The organism is Sphingobacterium spiritivorum (assembly GCF_016725325.1).
Classification (GTDB): Bacteria; Bacteroidota; Bacteroidia; order Sphingobacteriales; family Sphingobacteriaceae; genus Sphingobacterium.
Map to the genome: position 1 here is coordinate 4,805,666 of NZ_CP068083.1, position 26,269 is coordinate 4,831,934.

17 protein-coding genes are annotated in these 26,269 nt (G+C 40.5%); 8 read left to right on the forward strand and 9 right to left on the reverse strand.

Annotation, left to right across the window (positions count from 1 at the left end; genetic code table 11):
• The first annotated feature begins 233 nt into the window (after positions 1-233).
• A complete protein-coding gene (locus I6J02_RS20230; protein WP_201679565.1) occupies positions 234-1,325 on the forward strand; it encodes an SH3 domain-containing protein in 1,092 nt (363 codons plus the stop codon).
• A gap of 646 nt (positions 1,326-1,971) precedes the next feature.
• Positions 1,972-2,970, forward strand: a complete 999-nt coding sequence (locus I6J02_RS20235) for a beta-ketoacyl-ACP synthase III (protein WP_201679566.1) — start codon at positions 1,972-1,974, stop codon at positions 2,968-2,970.
• A 194-nt stretch (positions 2,971-3,164) separates the two neighbouring features.
• Here the strand turns inward: I6J02_RS20235 and I6J02_RS20240 are convergent, their stop codons facing one another.
• Positions 3,165-4,595 (reverse strand): PLP-dependent aminotransferase family protein, encoded by a 1,431-nt coding sequence (locus I6J02_RS20240; protein ID WP_201679567.1) that lies wholly within the window; start codon positions 4,593-4,595, stop codon positions 3,165-3,167.
• An 87-nt stretch (positions 4,596-4,682) separates the two neighbouring features.
• Here I6J02_RS20240 and I6J02_RS20245 point away from each other — a divergent pair, with 87 nt between their 5' ends.
• On the forward strand, positions 4,683-5,576 hold the full coding sequence (locus tag I6J02_RS20245; RefSeq protein WP_236582197.1) for a DMT family transporter: 894 nt from the start codon (positions 4,683-4,685) through the stop codon (positions 5,574-5,576).
• 126 nt (positions 5,577-5,702) lie between these two features.
• On the opposite strand, the gene I6J02_RS20250 is transcribed toward I6J02_RS20245, so the two are convergent.
• The 7 genes from I6J02_RS20250 to I6J02_RS20280 all read right to left on the reverse strand — a co-directional run bounded on the left by I6J02_RS20250 (position 5,703) and on the right by I6J02_RS20280 (position 16,522).
• Positions 5,703-7,160 (reverse strand): BT_3987 domain-containing protein, encoded by a 1,458-nt coding sequence (locus I6J02_RS20250; RefSeq protein ID WP_201679568.1) that lies wholly within the window; start codon positions 7,158-7,160, stop codon positions 5,703-5,705.
• Between the two features lie 36 nt (positions 7,161-7,196).
• Positions 7,197-8,192, reverse strand: coding sequence for a glycoside hydrolase family 18 (locus I6J02_RS20255; RefSeq protein WP_201679569.1), 996 nt, complete (start codon positions 8,190-8,192; stop codon positions 7,197-7,199).
• Positions 8,193-8,247: 55 nt separating this feature from the next.
• Positions 8,248-9,372: a DUF1735 and LamG domain-containing protein gene (locus I6J02_RS20260; RefSeq protein WP_201679570.1), complete on the reverse strand. Its 1,125-nt coding sequence runs from the start codon at positions 9,370-9,372 to the stop codon at positions 8,248-8,250.
• Positions 9,373-9,469: 97 nt separating this feature from the next.
• Positions 9,470-11,032, reverse strand: coding sequence for a RagB/SusD family nutrient uptake outer membrane protein (locus I6J02_RS20265; protein ID WP_201679571.1), 1,563 nt, complete (start codon positions 11,030-11,032; stop codon positions 9,470-9,472).
• 88 nt (positions 11,033-11,120) lie between these two features.
• Positions 11,121-14,435 (reverse strand): SusC/RagA family TonB-linked outer membrane protein, encoded by a 3,315-nt coding sequence (locus tag I6J02_RS20270; RefSeq protein ID WP_236582198.1) that lies wholly within the window; start codon positions 14,433-14,435, stop codon positions 11,121-11,123.
• 295 nt (positions 14,436-14,730) lie between these two features.
• Complete coding sequence (locus I6J02_RS20275) at positions 14,731-15,843, reverse strand: FecR family protein (RefSeq protein WP_201679573.1); 1,113 nt, start codon at positions 15,841-15,843, stop codon at positions 14,731-14,733.
• Between the two features lie 103 nt (positions 15,844-15,946).
• Positions 15,947-16,522 carry an RNA polymerase sigma factor gene (locus I6J02_RS20280; RefSeq protein ID WP_201679574.1) on the reverse strand — a complete coding sequence of 192 codons (576 nt, stop codon included), beginning with the start codon at positions 16,520-16,522 and terminating at the stop codon, positions 15,947-15,949.
• A gap of 466 nt (positions 16,523-16,988) precedes the next feature.
• Here I6J02_RS20280 and I6J02_RS20285 point away from each other — a divergent pair, with 466 nt between their 5' ends.
• Entirely contained in the window at positions 16,989-18,044 is a 1,056-nt protein-coding gene (locus I6J02_RS20285) for a hypothetical protein (RefSeq protein ID WP_201679575.1), read from the forward strand.
• Positions 18,045-18,139: 95 nt separating this feature from the next.
• Here I6J02_RS20285 and I6J02_RS20290 read toward each other — a convergent pair whose 3' ends face one another.
• Positions 18,140-19,366: an RCC1 domain-containing protein gene (locus I6J02_RS20290; protein ID WP_201679576.1), complete on the reverse strand. Its 1,227-nt coding sequence runs from the start codon at positions 19,364-19,366 to the stop codon at positions 18,140-18,142.
• Positions 19,367-19,498: 132 nt separating this feature from the next.
• On the opposite strand from I6J02_RS20290, the gene I6J02_RS20295 reads away from it, so the two are divergent.
• From I6J02_RS20295 to I6J02_RS20310, 4 genes are read left to right on the forward strand one after another with little or no spacing between them, the layout of a single operon-like run.
• A complete protein-coding gene (locus I6J02_RS20295) occupies positions 19,499-20,299 on the forward strand; it encodes a FecR family protein (RefSeq protein ID WP_201679577.1) in 801 nt (266 codons plus the stop codon).
• A gap of 5 nt (positions 20,300-20,304) precedes the next feature.
• Positions 20,305-23,313, forward strand: a complete 3,009-nt coding sequence (locus I6J02_RS20300) for a TonB-dependent receptor (protein WP_201679578.1) — start codon at positions 20,305-20,307, stop codon at positions 23,311-23,313.
• Positions 23,314-23,324: 11 nt separating this feature from the next.
• Positions 23,325-24,683, forward strand: a complete 1,359-nt coding sequence (locus I6J02_RS20305; protein ID WP_201679579.1) for a DUF4876 domain-containing protein — start codon at positions 23,325-23,327, stop codon at positions 24,681-24,683.
• 20 nt (positions 24,684-24,703) lie between these two features.
• Entirely contained in the window at positions 24,704-26,263 is a 1,560-nt protein-coding gene (locus tag I6J02_RS20310; protein ID WP_201679580.1) for a DUF6850 family outer membrane beta-barrel protein, read from the forward strand.
• The last annotated feature ends 6 nt before the right edge of the window (positions 26,264-26,269 follow it).

Sequence of the window (26,269 nt, forward strand, 5' to 3'; positions counted from 1 at the left end):
ATAAGATGCGGATTACTATTCAGGTATTAAAAACAGATTCGCCGGTTTTGAAACGGCATTCGTTGGGAAGCAACTTATATTCGCAATTCAAGTTGCCTGTCCTCCAAGTTAATATTCTTTTTCAAACTAAAAACATCTGTTTAATGATGTAATTTTATTAGTTTAGCACGATACTTGCGAGAATGATTGCGATATTTTCAACTCTTATACGATTTATTTAAATGCCAATATCCATGAAAACATTATTACCGATTACATTTGCTTTATTGCTTGTATGCGCTTCTGCATGTGGGAATAGCCAAAAAACATCTAATACCACCGTTCAGGATACAACGGTTAGGGATAGTAGTGTAGTCGCAGAAAGTGATGATGAAGGTATCCCTATTGATTTCGACAGTACTAAAGTCCTCAAAACAACTACAGTCACAGACCGAAGCGGAGCTGAATTGAAGCAACAAGCGAATGAACAGTCAAAAAAACTAGGCAGATATACCTACGGTACACGTCTGGAAGTCATCGAAGAAAATGATAAGTGGTATGGAGTACGGGATCGAATTACCAGAAATCACACAAAGGACGGCCAGGAAATAGAGACAACCCGATGGGAAAAGGTATATGTGCTGAAAAGTAAAACAGGCTCCATGAAAGAAATAACATTGGTTCCTGGAGATCTGGATATTATTTCATTATGGGTAAAAAATGAAAAGTCTGAATATTTTGAGAACGGAAAGCAGTTGAAAGAATACCTTAAGATCGAATTAATTGATAAATCCCTTTTCGAAAGCAAAAAACAAACAGCCGTCAATTTTTTACTGGCTGATACCACAAAAATTCAAAAGAAAAACGGAGTTATTGAACTGAAAACGCAAAATAAAACGGTACGATTCACAGATAAACCTGATGCAGAAGAAGATATGCAGATATTTAAATATGAGGGGCAGATCGAAGCCTTAAATAGTTATCTCATAAGTGGATCTTATTATGAAAGTATGGATTACCGTCTGATTGATAAAACGTCGGGAGAAGAAAAACAGGTATTTGGAGAATTCCCCTATATATCACCGGATAAAAAACATATAATAAGCATATATGCTAATCCTTATGAATCTACAGGAGATTTTGAACTTTATACGATCACAGACAAACGAATAAAACAGGTAATAAGTGTAAGTTTCAAAAACTGGATGCCGGCTGTAGATCCGGGAGAATTATTCTGGAGTAACGATGGCTATATTTATCTTACCGCTAATCATGTAAACTCCTTCTGGATGGAAAATGGCCAGCTAAACAATACATATCAATATTTACGTATAAAAGTATTATAGGATATTAATTCAGGCAGAACATACCTCTGTAAATAAACTGTTAACCTTTATTAAAGCTTTGATTTTAAAATTTTCATCAAATATTATCAATGAGGTTTTATTGGTTTCCCTTTTTTATCAAGTTCCGGGATAACTTTTTTAGGATCCGTATTAACAACCGTATCCCAAAACTTCTTGGCTGTCAGATAATATTTGGAATCAGGCTGTTTCATAATGGCCAACCGGTTAATAATGTTAACCGAATCTACAAAATATGAACAACAATAACACCAAACCTCCGGATATATAATTTTTTATCAGGAAGACATTATACTTTTCTGTAATAAATATGCATCTCCTAAAGTGGCTTTAATCCCATAAATTTCAGAATTCGGTAATTATTCTGTCAAAATAATCGATTTTATAGTTTCCAACACAACTAATAATTCTATTTTTGCACTTTATAACAAAGAATGTTGAGAGAGAGATTTGTAATTTCCACTTTATCCAGTAAAACCAATACGTTTCTAACGCTTGCTATTTCGGATACTACAGTTAAAACTGTGGCTTTTCGGGATGCTTTTATGGATACTGATTTACGTCCTCTTTCTTCGTGGCCCACTGCTCCGCAACCAAGGATCAGCATATTATTAGAGTATCCGATTATATGAATAACAGTTTAGCAACAAGACAATTTGCTTCCATAACAGCCATAGGAGGTTATGTACCCCAAAATAGAAGGACGAATTACGATCTGGAGAAAGTATGCAATACTTCAGATGAATGGATCGTAAAGCGTACCGGGATCAAAGAGCGCCGTATATTGGAAGAAAATCTGGCGACCTCTGATATGGCTGTCCGCGCAATACATGATCTTGTTGAAAAATTTGATAAGAATATCAATGATGTAGATGCTATTCTGGTAGCAACCTCCACTCCGGATATGCCAATGCCTGCTACAGCCAATATTATTGCAGAGAAGCTGGGTCTGGCAAATGTCTGGGCATTTGATATCAATGCAGCATGTTCAGGTTTTCTCTATGCACTCGATATGGGGGCGTCACTGATTGAAACCAATCGTTATAAAAATATTCTTGTCATAGGAGCTGACAATATCAGCACCTTTGTGAATGCAGAAGACCGTTCTACAAATATCCTGTTTGGAGACGGAGCCGGTGTAGTATGGCTGGAACCTTCTACAGTAGGTGGAATTATGGATGCTTATCTGAGGAGTAATGGCGCAGGCCGCGAATTTCTCAATATTGAGGCCGGTGGATCTCTATACCCACATAAGAACGAACCTACGGAAAGTGAGCGCAAATACCTCAAACAAGATGGTAAAACGGTATTCAAGCAAGCTGTACAATCCATGAGCGATGCCTGTCTGCATGTACTTCATAAAAATGACCTTACCATAGATGATGTTAAATGGCTGGTTCCTCATCAGGCTAATCAGCGTATTATCGATGCCGTAGGACGCTCTATCAATATTGCTGAAGGTAAAACACTGAGCAACATTGAGTATCTCGGAAATACGATAGCAGCTACCATTCCACTGTGTATCTGGGAGAATCTCAAACAGATAAAAAGAGGAGATCTGGTTATGCTGACTGCATTTGGTGCAGGATTCTCCTGGGGAGCTAGTTTATTACGTTGGATGATTTAAAAATCTGATATTTAAAAATCTGATATTTAAAAATCTGATATTTAAAAATCTGATATTTAAAAATCTGATATTTAAAAATAAAATAAAAAAACAGCTCAATCTATTCGGTTGAGCTGTTTTTTTATAATGGATCAGCCTTTTAAAAGCCGGCTTTCATAGATTTTCAATTACCACTTTATACACATCTCTTATATTCAGGATTTGGCAGCCTGCAGGATTACCTTTGACAGATTACCTACCTGCTTTAGTTTAAATTTAAGTTCTTCTGACCAGGGCAATCCGATACACAATCGCATGCAATTATCAAACTGATCCTGCAATGTAAACATTCTTCCGGGCGCGATACTGATCTGTTGTTTGATTGCCAGATCATAAAGCCGGGCTGTATCGATACCTTTCGGAAATTCCAACCAAAGAGCCAATCCTCCCTGTGGCCGGCTGATCTTTGTCCCATCCGGAAAATAGGCTGCTACTGCCTGAACATATTTCTGGCAATTGTCCTGCAAAGTGCGGCGCAAATGTCTGAGGTGAATTTCGTAACGGCCTGTTTTCAGAAAATTGCCGACTGCTTCCTGTACTACTGAGGTGGATGAGATCGCATGTACAAGTTTCAATTTCAACAATTTCTCTTTGTATTTACCGGGTGCGATCCATCCCACTCTATACCCGGGAGCTAAAGTTTTGGAAACCGAACTACACCACAACACATTCCCTTCTGTATCAAAGGATTTGCAACATTTAGGTCGCTGTGTACCAAAGTACAGATCACCATACACATCATCTTCAATAAGCGGAATCTGATGTTTGGATAATAATGTTACCACCTCTTTTTTATTTTCATCGGACATACAACTTCCCAATGGGGTATTGAAATTAGGGATCAGCAGGCAAATATCAATTTTAGGAATAGCTTCTTTTAAGGCATTTATCTCTATTCCTGTAATGGGATGTGTCGGCAGTTCAAGAACTTTATATCCCAATCCGACGGCCAGCTGCAATATACCGGGATAACATGGACTTTCTATCGCAATAGTATCCCCGGGCTTTCCAAGAGCCATCAGGCAGAGCGAAAGAGCATTCATTCCGCCACTGGTGGTGATGAGGTCATTTTCATTTAAATTTCCTCCCCATGCCAGACTCCGAACAGCAATCATTCTGCGAAGCTTTGCATTCCCTTGTAAAGCTTCATATTCGGCTCCTCCTCCCTGAAGTTCGCGTGTAGCATGTAAAATTTCCTTTTTAAGCTTAGCCAATGGTAATAATGCACGGTCGGGAACAGCAATGGAGAGTAAGGTGAGCTCTTCATTCCCCATACTGCCATATACTTTTCTAATCAGTTCATCAGGTTCATTACTATTGGCTACGGAGGACGGCTGACTCACCTCCGGAATAGGAAGTTTCGGAAAAGGAAGATGGCTGACAAAATAGCCGGACTGAGGTCGGGAATCGATAAGAGACTGCCCTTCCAGCTCTAAAAAGACCCTTTTAGCCGTATTCATACTGATACGATGCTCCTCACACAGTCTTCTGACGGAAGGCAACCGGTCACCGGATTTCAAAACACCACTTTTGATTTGCTGCGCCATACCATTGGCGATCTCCATATACAGAAACTCCTTATTCATACTACAAATATAACTGTGTCCATCCAAAAACTCAAAACTGATACTGTTATCATACGAGCAGTTCTTCTACTTTTACAAAAAAACAATATGATGAACAGTCAATCTTTAAGTGGTGATACATTATCCGGAACGAATAACGGATGGATCAACGGATTTATTGGTGTCCTTATTTTTAGCGGATCTATGCCAGCAACTAAAGCAGCTATACTGGATTTTGATCCCATTTTTCTAACGGTCACACGTGCAGGAACCGCTGGTATACTTGCCCTTCTAATTTTGTTGCTGTTTAAAGAGAAAAGACCGCAAAAGAATCAGTTGGTTTCTTTAGGTATTGTTTCTATCGGCGTGGTTATTGGTTTTCCCCTATTATCTGCTCTGGCTTTACAATATATGACTTCGGCCTATTCTATTGTTTTTGTAGGTATACTTCCGCTGACAACAGCCCTGTTTGCAGTACTTCGCGGAGGTGAACGCCCACGTCCGGCATTCTGGATTTTCTCTATAATGGGGAGCCTGCTGGTTGTAGGTTTTGCCGTTTTTCAGGATCATACCTCCTCCTTCGCAGGAGATCTGCTGATGTTATTCGCGATTATATTATGCGGATGCGGGTATGCCGAAGGTGCTAAACTGTCTAAAACACTTGGCGGATGGCAGGTTATTTCCTGGGCACTGGTACTGTCTCTGCCTGTCATGATTCCTTTGATGTGGTACTTCTTCCCTCCTTCCCTCGGTACTGTCCACACCTCTGCATGGATCGGACTTATCTATGTTTCGCTGTTCAGTATGTTTATTGGTTTTATTTTCTGGTACAAAGGACTGGCACAAGGCGGTATTGCTGCCGTAGGTCAGTTACAGCTGTTGCAACCATTTTTCGGATTAGCACTTGCCGCATCATTACTTCATGAACCGGTCAGTATAGCTATGCTTGGTATTACGGTGGGCGTCATCTTATGTGTGGCAGGTTCAAAGCGATTTGCGTGATAATCCTGTAGATAATGAGCATGTGGATTCATCCGAATTATCTTATAGCTGATAGCATAAAAGAGAGCGCCGGCAATATTGCAAACCGGACGCTCTCTAATTAAACAAACATCACTACTTATTTTCTTATTCAAAAGCATTTAACTCTCCAAAGCCAGCTGCATAATCTCCATACCCTGTAATGGTAAAACGGAAGTAGCGTGCCTGTACAGGTGTATAAAAACTAACATTTCTTAATTCCGGATTTGTTGCCGTACCTTCAGGCATACTACCCGCGTATGATCCCTGAGGAGTCCAGTTAATACCATCATTGCTGCTCTCTACCCGCATCTCTGTTATAGCTGAAATATAGCCTGAACCATAAAAATCCCAATACTTAGGTATAAACGTAAATCCTCTGATGCTCTTCTGGTTATGCATATCTACAGTAAAGAGGACAGCAGGTTTAGTTCCAAAGGCAAATTCAGAATGCCATCCGGTGGCGGCATCATTATCAAAAACGAGCTCAGGCTCGCCAGGTGCATAGTCTGTATCGGTAGAACTCGCCATTGCTGTCCATGCAGATCGATCCACCCTGGAACCTGATGGAGTCGGATTATCCGGATTGATATTCTGTATCTGTACGTCCACCTTAAAATAAGCTAATCCCTGCGTTTCATGAGGAGCGACAGGTCCTTCATCAGTAATTCCTACCGGTAACAAATAGCTCTTTCCCGACTCAAAAGCAGTGGTATTGTTCAACAACAAACTTATTGGAGTTGTCGCTTTAAGACTACCACTAGTAATGGAAGCACTTCCGGGATTAAAGGTAAATGTATTAGCAGGAAAGGCCTGATAATTTGTTTGATTTGTCTGATTATAGACAGTAAGCAAATCCGGTCTCGCTTGTAGTGCAACAGACAGATTCTGTGAGAAAGCAATGTTAACCGCTGCAGATATATTTAAGTTACCTTTAATAACATCTCCGCTAGGCGTACGGTTGATAGTAATTGGTATCAACCGGTTTGCTGGTACATCAATAAGCTGTGTCATAATCCGGTTGAAAGTAATCCGCATGTACATAACCTGCCGGTTGGTACTAAGTGGTACATTAGTATTTGTACTTATCAGACGTACAGGCACTACATATTGTTTAGTAAAATCCAGATTTGCTGCCCCGTCTCCCAAACTTAATTGTACAGAGTCCGCAGAGCGCTCCTGTCCTGCCGGAATACGGATCTGACCATTGTTTTTAAGAAAAAAAGCTCCGGCAGGAATCACGGGCGATTTGGTCTTATTTACACGGTCATACTCCGCCAAAAGGGAAGTGTCAATTGTTGCTGTTACCTGTATATCCTGACCAAAAGCACGAGTCAGTACAACTGGAAAAGCTGTTCCCATACCTTCAAATACTTTAGTTCGTGCAGTGACATAGCTTGCTGCATTACTATTATAATTCAATGATCCGGAAGGCAGATATATAGTCAGATTTTCTGTGTCAATTTGTTCTTTTGAACAAGATAAAAACAGGCACATTACCCCCAACAGCAAAAGAAAGCATCGCTGTATGAAGGATATAAGGGATAAAAAAGAATATATTTTCATTTTCAGATAGTTTATCAAAAACATTCACGTTAATTTCTAGTATACAGCCGGATTCTGAATCTGAATTCCCCGACGAAGATAGTAGTACGATTCAGGAGGTCGGGACTTAGCATCGGCTTCCATTATATAAGCTCCAAAACCGCCTTTGCGTCCTTGCGGAGGATTCCAGGTTGCCATCCCCAGTACACTGCCTATATTCACACCATCAAGCATAAATCTTGCCCCACTTGGTCCATTTGCCTGCATATTTTCGGTAACAACAAATTTTTCAGGGGGTAAAACACCATTAAAACCAAATCTTTGATAACTGTTTTGTAATGCAGTATAACTTTGAGCGTTATACGTTTGCTGAACTAAATAATCAATATAAGGCTCAATTCCTCTTTCATTTTCTCCATCAATTATTAAAAGTTTTCCTGTATTGGATTTTGGCCCCATGTATTGAGATAAAGCTTTGAAAAGTCGTTGTGTATACACATCTCCTCCTTCGTCCTTAGGGCCATAGCCAAATATACTTCGATCTCCATAATTTGGCTCATAATCCAGATCAAAGCCATCCAATCCGTATTTATTTACCGTATCGGCGATTGATTTAGCCACACTATCTATGCTTTGGAGGATGTCCATTTTGGGAAAATTTCGCATTCTTAGTTCATCTACTCCTGAACCAAACATCACAGACACAAAACGAGTTCCTTTCACCCTTTGACAATACCGTAGCTCTTCCCAATTCGCTTCATCTTTAGGAAAGCCACCCCAAAGACTCACAATGTCCATACTATCCGGCAACCCCAGATAACGAGGTGCCATATCAGGTCCTATACCTTTAGCACCACTTGCTCCCCACCAGCCGAAAACAATAGCATGGTCACTTTTTTTGTAGGCCCGCAGAGCCTCATAGTATTTATCACTACCTATTACTGGCTTCGTTTCCTTAAAATCTATAGGCTCTGCTATATTCTGTTTGTTGCATTGCTGAAAGAACAAACAACAAATCACAGCCATTAAAATAATTTTGAAATATCTTACCATGTCTTTTATATTTTTAGCATTTATTTATGCTTGTTTATAAATTAATTTTCACATCCTAATTAGGACAACGTACTCCTGACACCCAGGTAATATTGGTTTCAGAAGTTAGATGCTGCCCCTTAGCTGAACTATCCATAACCTTGTTTCCACTTCCTTCATTAAGTTTCCAATAGCCTACCAAATTGGGATCCGAAGGATCTACTGCACAGACAAACGAACGCATTTGCCGGGGTGTACGTAGTGTTTTCCATATGCGGACTTCACTCACTGTTGCACCTGTGCCTGTTGCATAAGGAGTTATTGCACAATCGCTAAGTTTTAGCCCCGCATAAGGAATCTGTCCAACAAGTTGACCATTAATATATAGAGTAGCCACACCATCTGTATAGGTAATAGCATAATGATACCAGGTATTAAGCGTTGCTGTTACCGTTGATGTCATAAATCTGGCATCTGGAAAACGAATATCTATCTTTCCATCACTAAAAACCAGAAACTGAAGTCCGCAACCATTGAAAATATCGGAACGCCAGTTTCCCGCTACTCCTAAGGATTTAGTCATATTAAAACGTCCTTCAAAAGTAAATTTGTCATAGGTTTTTCCTTCTGCGTCCGGACCAAAAATTGACACGGGAATGGTTAGATTGGCATTTTGAGCAGCTGCCCCGACAATCGTCTTGGTTACCAATAGCAGAGCAACATCTGAACCGGATAGAACTCCGTATTTTTGAGGTTTAATCTGGACAGGGACAACGTATTGTGTCCCTTCAATATAACCCGGCCACTCCTTGACATTCACTGTAATATTCTCCTTTCCAAGAGCGGTACCGCTGGCAATAGTCACCGATTGACTGGAAAATGTAACTGCAGAAACAGGTACTAATTTATATTCAGTAAAATTCTGACGATTAAAATTGTCCAGATAGTCCTGCCCTACAGCAGCAATAGTCACCTCCTCATCTATATCCATTGTATAAGAAGAGCCAATTGTCAGAATTGACTCTCCCTGACCACCATCCATAGCCAGTGGAACGACAGGACTATTCACCGTTTGTCGTATAAAAATAACGTTACTTACATCTGCATCTTGCTTACAGCTGGCTAACGATAAGCATGTGGTACAGAGCAAAAGAAACCAACGATAACTAATTCTTATATTATAATATAATGTATTCATCATTTTAAGTGTTAAGTAATTCCTTATCAATCTGTAAAGTCTACCATTGTTCGATGTTTGATAAACAGTTGAGCACTCACTTTACAGATCATTATTAATTCTACTTGCGGTCCCACCAAAGTCGTGTTCCTCCGTTATCCGGTCCGCCCAGAAAAGTAATACCCTGTGCTAAATTGGTTCTGTTGAACTCATATTCTGATGCCGGATAAGGTAGTCGCCTCACCTGTATGCTGGTATTTACAGTACTACCACTCTGATTTACAACTACAGGAAACAACCTTGGGTAACCAGTTCTTCTAAATTCACTCCAGGCTTCCTGCCCATTCGGATACATTGCGATCCATTTTTGAGTCATAATACGCTCAAGTTTTTGCTCTGCATTTGCATTCTCTTCCCAACGGATTGTAATAGTTGCGAGAAGAGAAGATCCGGCACCCACACTGTTTCCGCCCACAGGATCCTGATAAGTTGCAGGGCGACGATCAGCATTTTGAAGATATTGATCTGCTCCACTAACTCCCCATTGAGAAAAAGATTGACGTATTCCAGTCTCATACAGAGACTGCGCCGTCCCTCCCATACTCCAGCCTCTCATAGCTGCTTCTGCTTTTAGAAATGAAACTTCAGCAGCCGACATCCAGATTACATTGAAATCCGATCTCACTTCAGAGAAGGGTTGATAAAGGGTGTTATCAGGCATGTTTATTCCTAAACGGATACCCCTGAACCGGCCTGCAGGATCAGCTGGGCGGGTAGACGGTCTGAAGAGACGGGGAAGTCTGGGATCCGAATAACCAGTCAGAAAAGATTCCATTACAGCACTGAGCCGTGTTTCTTTATACGCTTCTGACAATGTCTGGAGCGGATTGTTATAGGTCATGCCTTCTACACCCTGCATAGTCGCATTATCTATATTTTCGGTTATAACACCATAGGAATCCTGCACAGCTTCTTCTGCAAATTTTCTGGCATTATTCGCATCAACATAGGCCATACGCATTGCCAGTCTAAGTTTAAGTGAATTGGCAAATCGAATCCATTGCCGGTAATCGCCTCTATAAACAGCATCGAAATAACGTAACGGCTTAGCTCCATTTTCAGCAAAAGGTTTTAATACCAAAATGGCCGAATCCAGATCTTTAAAAAAAGAAAGATAAATCTTGTCTACAGGATCATATGGAGAGCCCAGCCTTCCAAGAACAGTTCGGGTATCAAAATAAGGTATAGGTCCAAACATATCAACGGTGCGATGGGCAGCCTGAACTTTTATGATCTTAGCTACAGCAAGAATATCTGGATTTTTAGCAGCATAACGTGCAATGGTGTCATAATTACGTACAATATTGGTATAATACAAATTGAAAGGAGCACTATTCCACCCTACTGCATTAAAATTATAGGTAGTATTATCTCCCGCAGCATTCCAGCGGTTAGCCATACCATGATAACCTCCGAAAATATCGCCTACCAGATTTTCCACTAATTGATAGGAATTTGCAGCATTTGTACCTGTTCCACCAACAGGGAATACACTTTCTTCCATTTGTTTGAAAAAACCTCCCAGGTACACATTGTCATTGTTGATCTTGTTTGCAGGTAAAGCATTAGGATCTGTATTGTACTTTTCAAAATTCTTTGTACAGGAACAAAGGTTTACAATCATAAAAAAGGAGAGCAACCATGTGACTACAGTCCAATAACGATTCCTGTGTATTTTCGATTTAAAATATATTTTCATCATCATTTAAATTTTAAAATTGTGCCTTAATACTAAACCCAAAGCTTCTTAGACTAGGTTGTCTGAAATAGTCTAACCCCTGAAAGTATGTGCCTGATGAGGGTGTACTTTCCGGATCAAACGGTGCCTTGTTATAGAACAAAAACAGATTATTACCAATTACTGATGCATTTAGACTCTTTATCCATTTTCCTAGAAATCGCTTCGGAATAGTGTAACCAAATGCCAGTTCTCTAAGACGTATATTCGTCGCACTATATACATAATATGCTAATACTCCATTCGTTCCACTCCCCATTTGTGTATAATATTGTTCTACATTCGGATAAGGAGCACCATTGACCAATACATATCCGCGATCCCGTGCCTCAGCAGTGGTCTGCGACACACCGTAGGCATCCAGCATAGCCTGAGTAGCAGATACTCCCACTCCGCCAAATCGTCCGAAAATCAAAAAACTCAAATTGAAATTTTTATAGGTTAAACTGTTGTTAAAACCTATACTATAGTCCGGATCTGCATTTCCTGCATAAAAATATGCACGGTTGTCTACAGACACTCCGGGATTTAACGAGACATATCCGTTTTGGTCTCTGGCCAGTCTGGATGTGATATAGATAGCACTCATATTCCCTCCAACAGCCACTTTTTGTACGTAACTACCTGCCCCTGCAACATTGATTGTATCTGTAGCTATACGTTTACCATCCGATCCAACAGTCGAATACAGATCTTTAGCCGTATTTCTATTGAGTGTAAAGACAACATTGCTATTCCAATTGACCTTACCCAAATTACCGTTGTAGCCCAGAGCTCCCTCAATTCCCTTGTTATTAACTCTTCCGGCATTGAGTAAGAAGGATTGATTTCCTCCACTACTCGCGGACTGCGTAATCGTGAAGATCTGATCATAGGTATTGGTATTATAAAGGGTAATATCTACATTCAACCTATCACGCAACAATCGCAGATTCAGACCGGCTTCCCATGAACTGGTACGTTCTGGCCGCAACGGATAACGCAATGGCGTATTCTGATTAATATTTCCTCCGGCTAGCAGATATACCTGTGGTCCTCCGTCATATAAACGGGGTGGATTTCCGACCTGAGAAAAATTAGCCCGCACTTTAAGATAGGATAATGTATTAGATTTGATAGGTAAAGCCTCGGTCAATATTGCAGATAAACCTATAGATGGATAGGTCAGATAAAGACGAGAGTCCTTATTGAAATAGAGTTGTGAATACCAATCATAGCGGTAAGAACCATCCAAAAATAACATGTTTTTATACGAAAGGTTAAAATTTCCCAGCATTGACTGAAAACTTGTCTTATCTGGCTGTCTTGCAGTACCAGCGCCAGCACCGGTACCGGTGGAACCACTAACATTATCCGTTGTAAAAACATTGGGTGGAGACCCTTGTGCTATTCCTCCTCCGGCAGCCAGAAAACTGGATGAAGATTCAATGCGTGAACCACCCACATTCGCTACTAACAAAAAATCACCAAAACTTTTGTTAACATTTGCCAAAACATCCCCATAAATCGCACGTGTGTTATTCTCATTGATAAAAAAAGCGCCTCCATATCCCGAAAACAGCATATCAGTACTGGCATACACCTTTCTATCTGATCTCAATTCTGTCAAATCTAATTTAGCTCGCCCTGTTATATTAAGCCAATTATTGACCTTATATTTTAAAGTTCCTCCCAACAATAATCTGGCTGTATTGCTCTCCTGAAGAATACGATTAGCTGTCCAGTAGGGATTCTGCATCTGAAAAGGTGCTCCACCATAAGGCCAATACTGTGTTGGAAACAAACGATCCGGATTATAACGCTCGAATACTTTTATGGCTTCAAAATTTCCCCCCGGAGGAAAGAGATAAACAGGTACAATTGGATTGTGATAAAGCCCCTGTGCTACCATGTTTCTTTCCATCTGAGAAAGATACATTCCATTCAAATCTAATTCTAATTTATCCTCTAAAAAACTGGATGTATTCCTGAAAGAAAAATTGTAGCGATTGAGATTGTTATTTGGAATAATACCTTTTCCACGTGTCATACCACCTGAGAAAAATGTCTGATTGTTTTCTTTACCTGTAGAAAATGTAAAACCTGTCATGGATGTAACCGCAGTCTGAAAAAACTCCGCCGGACGATAGGTTGATGGCTCGGTTAATTTTGGTCCCCAACTGTAATAACTACCCTCATCACTACGTCCGTAGGTATTTTGAAATTTGGGCATGACCAGCGGTTTCATAAAATTTGTGTTATTCAAAAGGCTAAGGCTTGTTTTCCCACTCTTGCCTGACTTCGTATTAATAACAATGACTCCATTTTGTCCCTGACTGCCATAAAGTGCAGCAGCAGCAGCCCCTGTCAATGTAGATATACTCTCAATATCATCCGGATTAATCAAAGAAATAATATCACTGGAAGTATTCGCCGAAAAGATGTCATCTATTTGTCCTGCCGGCTTATTGGTACGTAAATCTGTTGTGTTGAGTATCGGAACCCCGTCTACAACATACAATGCATTATTATTTCCTGTAATAGACTTTGTACCTCGCATCACCACCCGTGTAGCGCCACCGATACCGGAGGAGCTGGCATTTATGGTGACACCAGCAATTTTTCCCGTTAAACTATTTACAAAGTTTGCATCTTTATTACGGGTAAGTTCCTCACCTTTTATTTCCTGTACATTATATGTTAATGAACGTGTAGATTTTTTTATACCCAATGCCGTTACTACGACCTGATCCAGCTGGCTTTCCAACTGTTTCATAACCACCATGAGCTGAGACTCATTCCCGACGCGAACTTCCTGACGGATGTACCCTACAGAAGAAAAGACTAATATATTGCCTTCATTTGCTTCTATAGTAAATGTGCCTTCAGCATTTGTAGAAGTCACTGATCCGGTGGTTTTATTTGCTACAGACACTCCTTGTATCCGGACCCCGATAGAATCAGTCACAACACCCGTTATTTTGACCAGATCTTCTCTTTTCACTCCTGAAGTAGTTTTCTGAAGACGAAGCACTACCGAACGGTTTTCTATCTTATATTCAACAGGAAGTCCTTTTAAGGTTGCTTCCAATGCTTCGTCCACTGTAGAACCTGTCAATGCAACATCTACCTTGTGATTTTTAGGAAGGATCTTTCCGTCATAAAAAAAATCGTAGCCGCTTTGTTTACGTATTTCTTTCAGTACGGATTCCAGAGAGGCTTTTCTTTTGTGTAGCGAGATACGCTGTGCCAATGTCTCCGCATTTACCTGCACTAGGGAAATGATAAGCAGCAAAATGGTGAGTCTCATAAGAAGCAGTAGTCTATGGTATCGCCGGATGGCCATACCTATTTTGTTCGTATATTTTTTATACATTTGTTAAGTTTGGTTAATAAGCAGCATGCCTTTACTTTCCACAGAGCGGGCAGTTGCCAGGTTTAACAATTTTAAAAGATTGTGCCAAATGCTAACCAGAGGTGTGTCAGACACTTCTGGTTCTGTTTCTTTTCTCAGATTTTTATGTAACGTCTATTTTCATATCATAATTTGTTTTAGGTTTATATTATTATTCAGGTCTTACAGATAAATAACAGTATCTGTAAATTTATTTTGAAACGTATACTTTACGGCCTTCCACTTTAAAATGAACGAGTCCCGATGACTCAATTAATTTTAGAATAGCGGACAAATTGTTTTTTCTGGAAATCCATCCACCAGCTTCTATATCTGCCGGTACATTCGGATCATATATCACCTCTACATCATACCACCTTGCAATTTTTCGCATAGCTGTCTTAAAATCCACATGATTCAGGACAAAGTCTCCATCTTTCCAGTCTACAGTACTTTCCGTATCTACTGTTTGCACTGTCATAGCAGTACCTGTATTAACAGCTTGTTGCCCGGGTTTTAATATTCGTTTTCTTTCACCTTCTGCTACACGTACGGATCCTTCTATCAAAGTGGTGCTTATCGCTTCTTCATCTGCATAGCTATTGATATTGAAATGCGTACCCAGTACCTCTACTGACTGGCTCCCTGATTTTACAATAAATGGATATTTGGGATCTTTAGCTACTTCAAAATATGCTTCCCCCTGAAGTTGTACCTGTCGCTTGCCTTCGCTGTAAAGGGTTGTATTATAAGTAAGACTGGATGCTGCATTAAGCCATATCTTTGTCTGATCAGGCAAGGTCAGTACATAGGTTTGTCCGTTAGCGGTAGATAAGGTATTCGTCTTATCAGATGTGGCTTTTGCTTCAAGAATCTCATACATGATCTGACCATCCGCTGTTTTAGTTACCCGCATTCCTGCTTCCTCTGCAATCTGACCTTCTCCGGCAGCGGAGAGTACAATCTGTTTACCATTGGCAAGAGTGAGTGTAGCTCCTGTATGTCCGGGAGGAATATCGGAATTATGTGTAAGTAAATTACTCTGATCAGCATGAAAGGTACGGTTATAATAAAAAATGCCTCCTGCAATTATCAACAGTACAGAAGCTGCAGCCACAATACGAGGCCAAATCTTTACCTGTCTTGGTTTATTTCCGGGAAGGTGCTTTCTGATCATGTCTAATTGTTGCTGTTTTTCCAGATCGGTAAAACCCGAACTATCCGGAACGTTTAAATCAGCATACCATTTTTCAACAATGGCCTGTTGTTGAGGAGTAACATCTCCATTTAAATACTTAAGCAGCAGTTTTTCTGATTCTTTCATTGGTTAGTTGAAGAAATATAATTAGCCTTCTATTATCTATGACAAAGAAACGGAGCAAAACAAGTATCGAAGAACAGAGAAAAAATCAAAAAAAATATAAATATCAGATAATCAAAAAGATAACAAAATAAAAACGACCTAGTTTTTTTCGAAGAACTTTGAGCACATTGGTCATTTGCTTGGCAATAGTATGCTCAGAAGTTCCGAGACGCAATGCTATCTGCTTATGAGACAAGCCTTCTTCACGGCTCATGCGAAACACTTCCTGCATTCGTGGAGGCAAACTACCGATTTCCTTTTCAATAAGTTCTCTGAATTCTTTCTCCCGAATCTGCAGATCAGTTAAATAATGTCCTTCACGTATAAATTCTTCCAGAGAATCCAGATAAGGAGTCTCTTTGCGTCTTTTATAAATCAGATTTAAAGAGCGGTTTCGAATTGCAGTAAAAAGATAGTTGGCAAGTCCGGTAGTTAATTGCAGTACCTCTCTTCTGATCCATAATTCTGCAAACATATCCTGAATCACATCCTGTACATCCTGCGCGTGCCCCAGTTTCTTCCAGGCATGCTGTTGTAAAGGTGTTTTATACCGGTCATAAATTTCAAGATAAGCATTATGATCTCCGGCAATCATTAAAGCCATCAGTTCTGATTCAGTATGTTTGGAATAAGGTCGCATAATTTAATACTGCAATAAATCCATAATCAAATATTGCTTTTATTATAATTAGTAGTATTTGCTGTAATAAGATAGTTTAAATCCTAAAAATCAAGATATAATCGCAGTGTGATAGTTCTGAATCTTAGTCTTCAAGACATACAATTGTATTCTTAAACGGAACAAACAGATTTCGTTACTTATTGTCACAAATATATTATCTTTTATATATTAAACAACAAAAAATCAGACAGACCAGTAATATATCAGCTCAGTATCTCCTAAAAAACAAGCACACTTGAAAAAAATTACTACCACAAGCATTCGTATTTTTTGTATTTTCGTCCGTGATTTATAACATCAGTCAGCTTGTTGATAAATTGAATTTTATAACCAAATTTATTTGCCTGTTTGCCCTTCTGTTTTCAATGATATAAAACAAAGGTTCGCGATAGTAATCATACATTTTGATCAATACAATACACAAATGAAAAAATTTTTAAAAATCATTAAATACACATTTATCACTATTCTCAGTATTTGTTTAATCTCATTCTTTTACTTTTTGATCAGTAACAAATTATTTCTGGGATCTAAAAATGAAGACAACATCAGTTACCTGAAGAAGAACAAATCTCAGGTTACAGATTCTATTAGTGGCGAATTATTTGACCAGGACTTTTACAAATCCAGTGTTTTTCTTTTAGGAGAGATTCATGGCTACGCAGATAATCAAAAATTAGATAAAGAATTGTTATTCTTTCTGAATAAAAAACTTGGAGTCAGATATTATATTGCAGAAATGGATAGCCTGACCGCTAAAAAGTTAACAACGTTTCTGAAAGACAGTTCAAAAAATGAAAACAATCTAAAAGAAGTTGTTACGGCTATAAAGAAACGAATTCCTCAACAATCCAGTCAGGAATTATTTGATAAATGGAATGACATCTACGATTATAATCAGAAGCTGGCAGATTCCTTAAAAATCTCTGTGATCGGAATTGACAAGGGATTTGATGATGCATCAAAAGTATCACGAGATTCCGTGATGTTTGTCAATTTCAAAAATGCTGTTAAAGAAATGAAACTGGAGAATGAAAAGTTTTATGGTCTTTTCGGGTTCTTCCATGCCTTGCAAAATAAAGTAGAGGGAAGTAATGAAACATTCGCTTCGGAATTAAAGAAATCCGGCATAAAGGTCAGCAGCTTTGTCAGTTATACCTTAGACAGCGAAATGTATCTTCCAAAAAATGCTCAATTCCCAACACCAAAGGATGAAAAAATTGATTGGGTCAATGCGGACGGGCCACTACAATTGGTTAAGGGAATAAATGATTTGAAAGAATTGAGTACCCCTAATACCATTACGCTGTTTAGAATCAATGCACAGCAATCACCCTATTTTAAATCACAACAATTAATAACGGTGAAATCCAGGGTTTTCGGAGAAAATATCACTCCTGAAAAAGGCACTTCTGCTACTGATTATTTTCAATATGTTTTTTTATTAAGAAACGCCAAAGCATTAACAAAACTAAAATAAAAAACAGCCATATCCGGTTAACTTTAGAAAATATAACAAAGAAAAGGCGTACTCCTGTTGAAGTACGCCTTTCTTTGTTAGCTGCTATTAACGGCTTAAAACAATGTGATATCGCAACCGTGTGTCAATATAGGAGCTGAAGCTGCATTTCCTGTCCCTAAAGATGGGAATGCACCCAAATTGGATCCGGCAATACAGATACTTTTGTTATTCTCTTTTCGAATCAGAGAAAAGTTAAATCCCAACAGGACTTCTTTTGCTCCGCTTACTCCTGAGATCTTCGTAATTTCATTAACAGATTCTTCGTCTGTAGAGCTTTTGTTGATCTTACCTGTTCCCAGTTCGCCGTAAGTATTCGTACCCCAACCATACAGATCACCATTCTTTTTAACAGCCAATACACTGAGATTAAAGATAGATACATCCTCCCAATCGTTGTCTTTACCTACTTGTACCCAATTTTCCTGAGCTGTAGAATTCCCCTGTTGCAACAGGTTTTTATTATTACGTCCTACGGCCCACATTGTACCATCTTCAGCAATAGCAAGCGTATTGCGACTTCTTGCATAAGAGACCGTCTTCCATTTTTTTCCTTTACCGACTTCTACAGGAGTCAGCTGGTTTGCCGTAGTACCTGTTCCCAGCATATAATTCTGACTGGTTCCCCACGCCCATAGTGTGCCGTCTTTCTTGATTGCAAATCCGCATCCCCAGTTGTTCCAGGCAAATATTTTCACCCAGTCATTGGCAGAGCCGACTTTTGTTGGTGCTGTAGTTCTTCCGGATGTCTGTCCGTTTCCTATACGTCCGCTCTGATGATTACCCCAGGACCATAATGTACCATCTTTCTTCAAAGCGAGACTATAATCACCTCCTACAGCTATGGAAGACCAGTCTGTATCTGCACCTACTTTAGTCGGTATGGTCACAGCTTCGCCAAAGTTACCCAGCCCAAGCTGCCCTTCCGTATTTGCTCCCCATGCCCAAAGCGTGCCATCTGCCGCTATTGCCAGACTATGGCTATACCCTGTGCGTGCCTGACTCCATTTTTGAGATCCGGTCAGTATAATTGGTTTGGCTACGGCTTCCTTATTACCGGTTCCAAGCTGACCATCTGAATTATCTCCCCAGACATAAATGCCCCCGTCAGTACTTAACGCCAGACTGTGGGATTGTCCGTTAGAAATTGATTTCCAGTAATTCTGAGGAATTTCTACTTCAGGCTCCTTACCTCCGTCATCAATAACATCTTTTTTGCTGCATGACAGCATAGTCACCGCCAGGATAATTCCAAGCGTCCATTTCTTGTTTAGGTATTGCATATATAAATATTTAATCTGTGGTCATTCACATACATAAGACCACGAAATAAAAAAAAGGGTGAATAGCCTTCACCCTTTTTTTTATTTCGTGGTCTATAGAGAAACGGCTCTGATATAAAAGCCTTACAGCATATGGAATTTGACAAAGAAAAAGCCTGGAATAATATTCAAGGAAGAATTCATAAGAAGCAACAGAAAGACAAGAAAACCAACCGGTTATTATCTGCATTAATTGCAGTATTGATAATTTCAGGAAGCTTCTCGTACTTCTGGTTAAAGCAGTCCTCCAATGCTCCGCAAATGATTACAGTAACGACTGCAGCCAATGAAATCAAAACAATTGTACTGGCTGACAGCAGCAGAATTATATTGAACAGCAATACCTCTATTACATATCCTACAGCATTTGAACATCCGGTTCGTGAGGTACATCTGTTATCAGGAGAAGCTTCTTTTGCTATCAGTCATGATGCCACACGCCCTTTTCATGTATGGTATAAAGAAAGTAAAATAGAAGTACACGGAACATACTTTAATGTGAATACATACAGTCCAACGGTATACGTGACATTGAAAGAAGGATTAATCTCCTTCCACCATGGCACATTTCAGCAGATGTTGCATCCCGGACAACGACTGCAATTCTCGCCGTCTGACCTCAAGGTGCAGATCAGAGAGGTAAATGCAGAACAGGAACTCTCATGGCAGTCCGGAAAATGGGTTTTTCAGGAAATTCCGCTTGAAACAGCTTTGTCCCGTATAGCCTTATATTACGGCAAAGAGTTTAAACAAAGCAATCCTACAGCGACCTATCCCGCTCTGACACTGAGTCTTGATAAAAAGACACTTCAGTTGTCCGCACTTCTGGATGCCATAGCACAAGTCAGTCACAGCCGTATTACTTTGGAAGCCAATCAACTTATTCTACACTAATCCTCATGTCAACCAAATCCTTCACCATACTATTGATCTGTCTGATCAATAGCTTTCAGGGGTATGCACAAAAACAGCGTATATCATTAAAGATTACAAGCCCCACTCCGCTCAACAGTGTCTTACTTCAGATCCAGCAGACATCTGGTATCAATATAATTTATCTGCCTACAGATCTGCGTCAGCATCCTGCTGTCACGCAAAGTGCTAACAACGTTATACTGGAGCAGTACCTTACACAGATTATAGATCCCCATATATTATCATTCAACTGGTCAAAAGGAGTACTGCTGCTCACACCGGCACCAAAACATCTGCCTGTTAAAACCCCGAAGAAAAGAATTGTATCCGGCAGTATACTTGACGAAACAGATCAACCACTTCCCTATGCTACCCTACAGATACCTGCACTGCAGATTCGGACAAATACAGACGAAAAGGGACGGTTTACACTGTCGCTTCCTCCTCAGGAAAAGCTCACGATACGGGCTTCCTACATTGGTAAGCAAAGCGTAGAAAGAGAACTTCCCACTCAACGCTCTACAGATACCATTTTGATACGGATGGTAAATTCAGATCTCAAACTCGCTGTAGTTGATGTAGATGCAGTACGTGACCTGAAGAGATCATCCAATTCATCTATTATTTTTGATCGGGAAGCTATAGAGAATACACAGGCAATCAGTCTTGCGGATGTCCTGAATATGCTGCCGGGTAAATCCGTGACAGAAACAAATATGGCAAAAACTAATATGCTGACCCTGCGATCTGTATCCGGAGACAGCTGGGATACGGATATTTTCAGCCGTAATAATGCTTTTTCGGTCAGCTACTACATGGATGGCGTACAACTCAGCAACAACGCCAATATGCAATCCTTAAATCCTGCAGCCAATGGTTTTCTCAATCCTTACATCGCAGGTGAATATGGTCTGGGGCTCAACAATCGTAATACAACCAGTGGTGACAATGCTTATGGCGGTATAGATATGCGAAGTATCGGCGTAGACAATATTGAAAGTATTGAAGTTATATCCGGGGTCGCTTCAGCCAAGTACGGTGACTATGCAGACGGAGCCGTCATAATCAATACACAGGCCGGTAAATCACCTTATTACTTCCGTACCTCCTTTAGAAAGGGAACTTCTCAATACAGTGTGGGTAAAGGAATCATACTGCCCGGAAAACTGGGAGCACTTAACTTCAACGGAAACTATCTGCTGGCTAATAATGATCCCCGGGACAATATAAAAGCGTATAAACGACTTACCGGATCGCTTACCCATACAATACAAATGGGAACAAGAAGACAGTTAAAAAACAATTTTTCACTTAATATCAGTGGTAATCTGGACGGTGCAAAACTAGATCAGGATGATCGTGCGCAACGCAAATCAACATTTGAATACTTTAATGTGAGTTTTACAGACAGGCTCTCCTATCAGTTTAAAGAGAAAAGCTGGTTTGACCAGGTGAATCTAAGCATGGGTGTATCTGCAGGCCGGCAATACTCTTCTATGCAGTATCTGATCAATGATGAGAGCTTTCCATATGTAGATATCAAATCACCGGGGATTTACGAGGCACAATGGGCCAATGGAAGTTACCTGGGTATCACCGCTGTCGAAGGAAAACCTATTACTGCTAATGCGAACCTGAGCCTGACAGCCTCAAAAACTTTCTGGGGAGCAACACATGCCCTCAGTATGGGAGGAAATGCATTTCTATCCGCCAATAAAGGAAGAGGACAGATTATTGATCTCGAACGTCCTCTGTTTTCCAGCTCTAAAGAGCAAAGCTACAATTACAAAAATGTACCCACTATGCTCAATACCGGTATATATGTAGAAGATGCTTTCAGATATCGTATTTCCAATATGCCGCTTCACTTTCGGATCGGTATACGGGCCGACAATCAAAGTGATGCATGGAGCTTCTCTCCCCGCGTCAATACCCGATTAGAGCTTAACTCACATTCTACCCTTGGTTTTGCATGGGGTTATGCGACCAAAGCTCCTTCTCTGGCCCACCGCTATCCGGGTCCCGTATATTTCAAAATACCACTCATCAATTACCCAAGTGATGATCCGGATCTGCGACTCTATCTGGTATATGCGGATATGGCCTATGCAGATAATAGTCAATTGAAGCCTACACGTTCCAATACTCAGGAACTCTCGTATCACTACAGCAAAAACAAAGTCAACCTATCCGTAACGGCTTACCGTAAGATCAGCAAAGACGGTTATTCTACAAAAAGCATATTCAAAGATTGGATTATCCCGCAGTATCAGTATAAACTGGATGCCAATGGCCGTCCGGCCTACAGCCCTACGGGACTCAGCACTAAAAAAACTTCTTCCTACTCGCAGATGATCAATAGTCTTCAATCCGAAAACTATGGGATTGAGCTGATGGCAAATACACCCAAAATACATTGGCTGGCAACTTCTTTCACCGTAAGCAGTGCCTATACCAATTCGTATTATTATGATAGTTCGCCTTATCTTAACTATACTTCACTGGATAAGATAGATTTTTCTGAAGAAGCTATTTTTGCTGTATTCCCTCCGGAAAACAGACGTAATGAACAGATAAGGGCTACACTATCTTCCCAGACGCATATTCCTTCACTGGCATTGATGATCAATCTGATCACTGATTTTCCGATCACCACACATTCGACACAATATGGCCGTTCCGGAGAACCAATAGGTTATTATGACAACAAATTTAATTTTCATTCTATTGAAAACTATGATCCTGACAACCCGATATACGGACATCTTGCTATGCTATCTGCATCCAACAGACGGGAAAATGAGCGACATGCCATCAAATACGGCAATATACACCTGCGGGTAACCAAGGATATCAATAAGCGTCTTCGTTTCTCCTTTAATGTATTCAATATGCTCAACTGGCGTCCGAGTTATATAGTACCCGGTACAGAAAACCGGGTCGTACTCAATGACCCGCCATCATTCGGAGGAGAAATCAGTTTCAAACTTTAATCGCTCTCATCATGAAAAAATCTATACCACATATTTACATCTACAGTCTTATCCTGACCGGAATATGCCTAACATTCACAGGCTGTCAGAAAGATATCAGTCCTGATCTCAAAGCCACAACTCTGGCCGTACGAGTGGAATATGAATCCGCATACCAACGTCCGCAACTCTCTACCGAAGGCTATACCGTCTACCTCAAAAATCTGACGACAGGAACAGAAGATTCTGCAAAAGTTGATGCTGATGGTGTTGCTTTTATTCCGGAGCTAAGCAGTGGAAAGTACGATATACAGGTCGTCAAAAACTTTTCTATAGCAGAATACGAACAGGTTTTCGGCGAAAAAAGCAAACGGGAAGTCACATTTAATGCCGCAGAGAATGGCTACAAAATATTGCCTACCCGCAACCAGAATCAGATTAGTCTTACCCTGCACAAGTCAGTACCAGGAGACTGGGTCATCAAACAATTGTATTATGCCGGATCGGACCTCTATAAAGCAGCCTCTCTGCGTGACAACTTTTTCGAAATTTACAATAATTCTGATGAAGTGCTCTATGCAGACAGCCTCTGCATGATGTTTGTCTACGGAAGGCTTTCCACCACCTATCGTATGCCTGAAAAATTACTGGAAAACGGACAGTTTGACTGGAGACAGGCATTAGGAACAGAAATCGCACCTGCCAATGCCAATACAGATTATCTCTACGCACAGGCCATCTATATGTTTCCAGGCAACGGAACGACTTATCCCGTTCAGCCGGGTCAGGGACTTGTGGTTGCCCGAAGCGCCATCAATCATAAAGCTCCTTTTACAAATAAAAATGGAAAGGTCTATGAAGTGAGCCGGCCCGACCTCACTGTAGACTTAAGTAAGGCTGATTTTGAAGTTATCACCACACCTTACCTGGAGGAAGGTGTCTCCGAATCCCTGATCGATATTCCGACACCAGGCAAAACAAGCCTCATTGTCATACAGCGATTCGGTGCAACGATGATGATGGACAATATCGGCCGCATAGGCTATGCTCTTTTTAAGACATCTGAAGATATCAAAAAGTGGCCCAAATATGCAGAAGTTAAAGAAACTACCATTGAAGGAAAAACATTATATACCCGTGTCCCTAAAAAATACATTATTGATGCTGTGGAAACACAGCCCAATACTGCAGACCGGCGTATTCCGAAAAAACTAAGTCCTGAACTCGATGCAGGATTCGGTTTTGTTCCGTTAGGTTCGTACAGCTCACAGGCACTTATGCGGAAAGTTGCCCGGATTGTAGACGGCAGACGTATACTCCAGGACACCAACAATTCTTCTAATGATTTTGAATGGATTATGCCTGCTATTCCGGGAGGATTCAAAGATTAATACATATAAGCTTTTTACCAATGAAACGATCCCGAATCTTATTTTTCTATTGCCTCCAAGTATTTACAGCCTTTGCAGTATACTTCGCTAATCCGCTATGCGTGAACGCTCAGCAACCCGCTGAACAAAAATATGCACAGACAGACTCTTCCCGTTACCTGCTGAGTAACCCGATGCAAGCAGAGCGGTATGAACATGCGCAGGAAGGTTATGCGGTACAGTTAGAATCGCTTATGCCCAACAAACTAAGTATTACACAACTGCAGTTTACAGGAGTTAAAGGCAAGTTCAAACCCTATCAGGATGCTGAAAAACAGACTTTAGGCAGCTTCAGAGCAGAAGGTGGTAAAAAACTTAAAAACATCTGGTTCTGGGGGAAATTTATATATGAAAAACAACAGCTGGACAGCATACGATGGGGACACAGAAAGGATGACGAGCAGTCCTCTCCTTACTTTTATGCCGCTCAGCGTGCCGTTCACTACACCCGCACAAATTATACAATCAATACACAGACGGGTATCAAAGTATGGTCACCGGTCTATTTCGCCCTTGCAACGGACTATGCTATGGGCGATCATTACAGTACGAACGATCCGAGAGCGGTGCTCAAACATTTCAAACTAAAACTGCAACCAAGTTTGAATCTAAAATGGAGTAAACTAAGCTTCGGAGTAAGAGGAACCTGGGGATATGGCCAACAGGAGTCGCAGGTTGATTACCGCAATAAAGAATATTATGAGTCAACTCAATTCCCGGAGTACCTCAACTGGTTGTCTAACGGATATGGCACCATACGTCCTGCATTAGCCTTCTCAGACCGGGTATATACCAACAATCAGGATTATCGCGGTATAGGAATGGAAGGACGATATCAGTCTAAAGACCTTCTCCTGTTAGGAGATATTGGCTACGAAACGATCCATGAAGAATATGACAGGGGAAATTCTTCCGGAAGATATGACGGATATGACATGTACGGTGATTACGATCTGAAGCAGCTCAAAGGACAATTCAGTATAAGTCATCATGGACAGGGTGTCCTCATCCGTGCCTCGCAGACCAAAGGCAGGGATCTGAATGTAGAATTTTCAGGTAATAACTATGTCTACCTGCAGCAGCTGATTGGATTAAAGGTGTTTAAAGATATCCGGTTATGGGACAGAAATACATCATTATGGGGTTCTGTAGAGAATAGCTATACCAATCAGGCAGACGGAAATATGATGGTAAGCCGCAAACGGGGGCGTCAGATCACGACTGTAGCAGTCAGACATACGCTTTCAGAACAACTCAATGTAGAGATGCGAGTAGGTTATTCTACTCCACACAGCACGGAGTTCACCTATAATTCCAAAAGTACCAACCCTTTTATTGAAGAAGTCATCAAATCGGATGTAAACTATGACAAGGCTCAATACCTGCAATCCGATATTGCTGTACAATATTTTTTCAGACTGGCAGAGATGAAATGGTGTGTCCAGCCCCAGTTCGGCTATATCCAGCGAACCAATACAGTACCTGATCTGACAGGCAAAAGCAGAAGCAGAGCATCCGCTTCCTTATTTCTTTATTTCTAATATAGC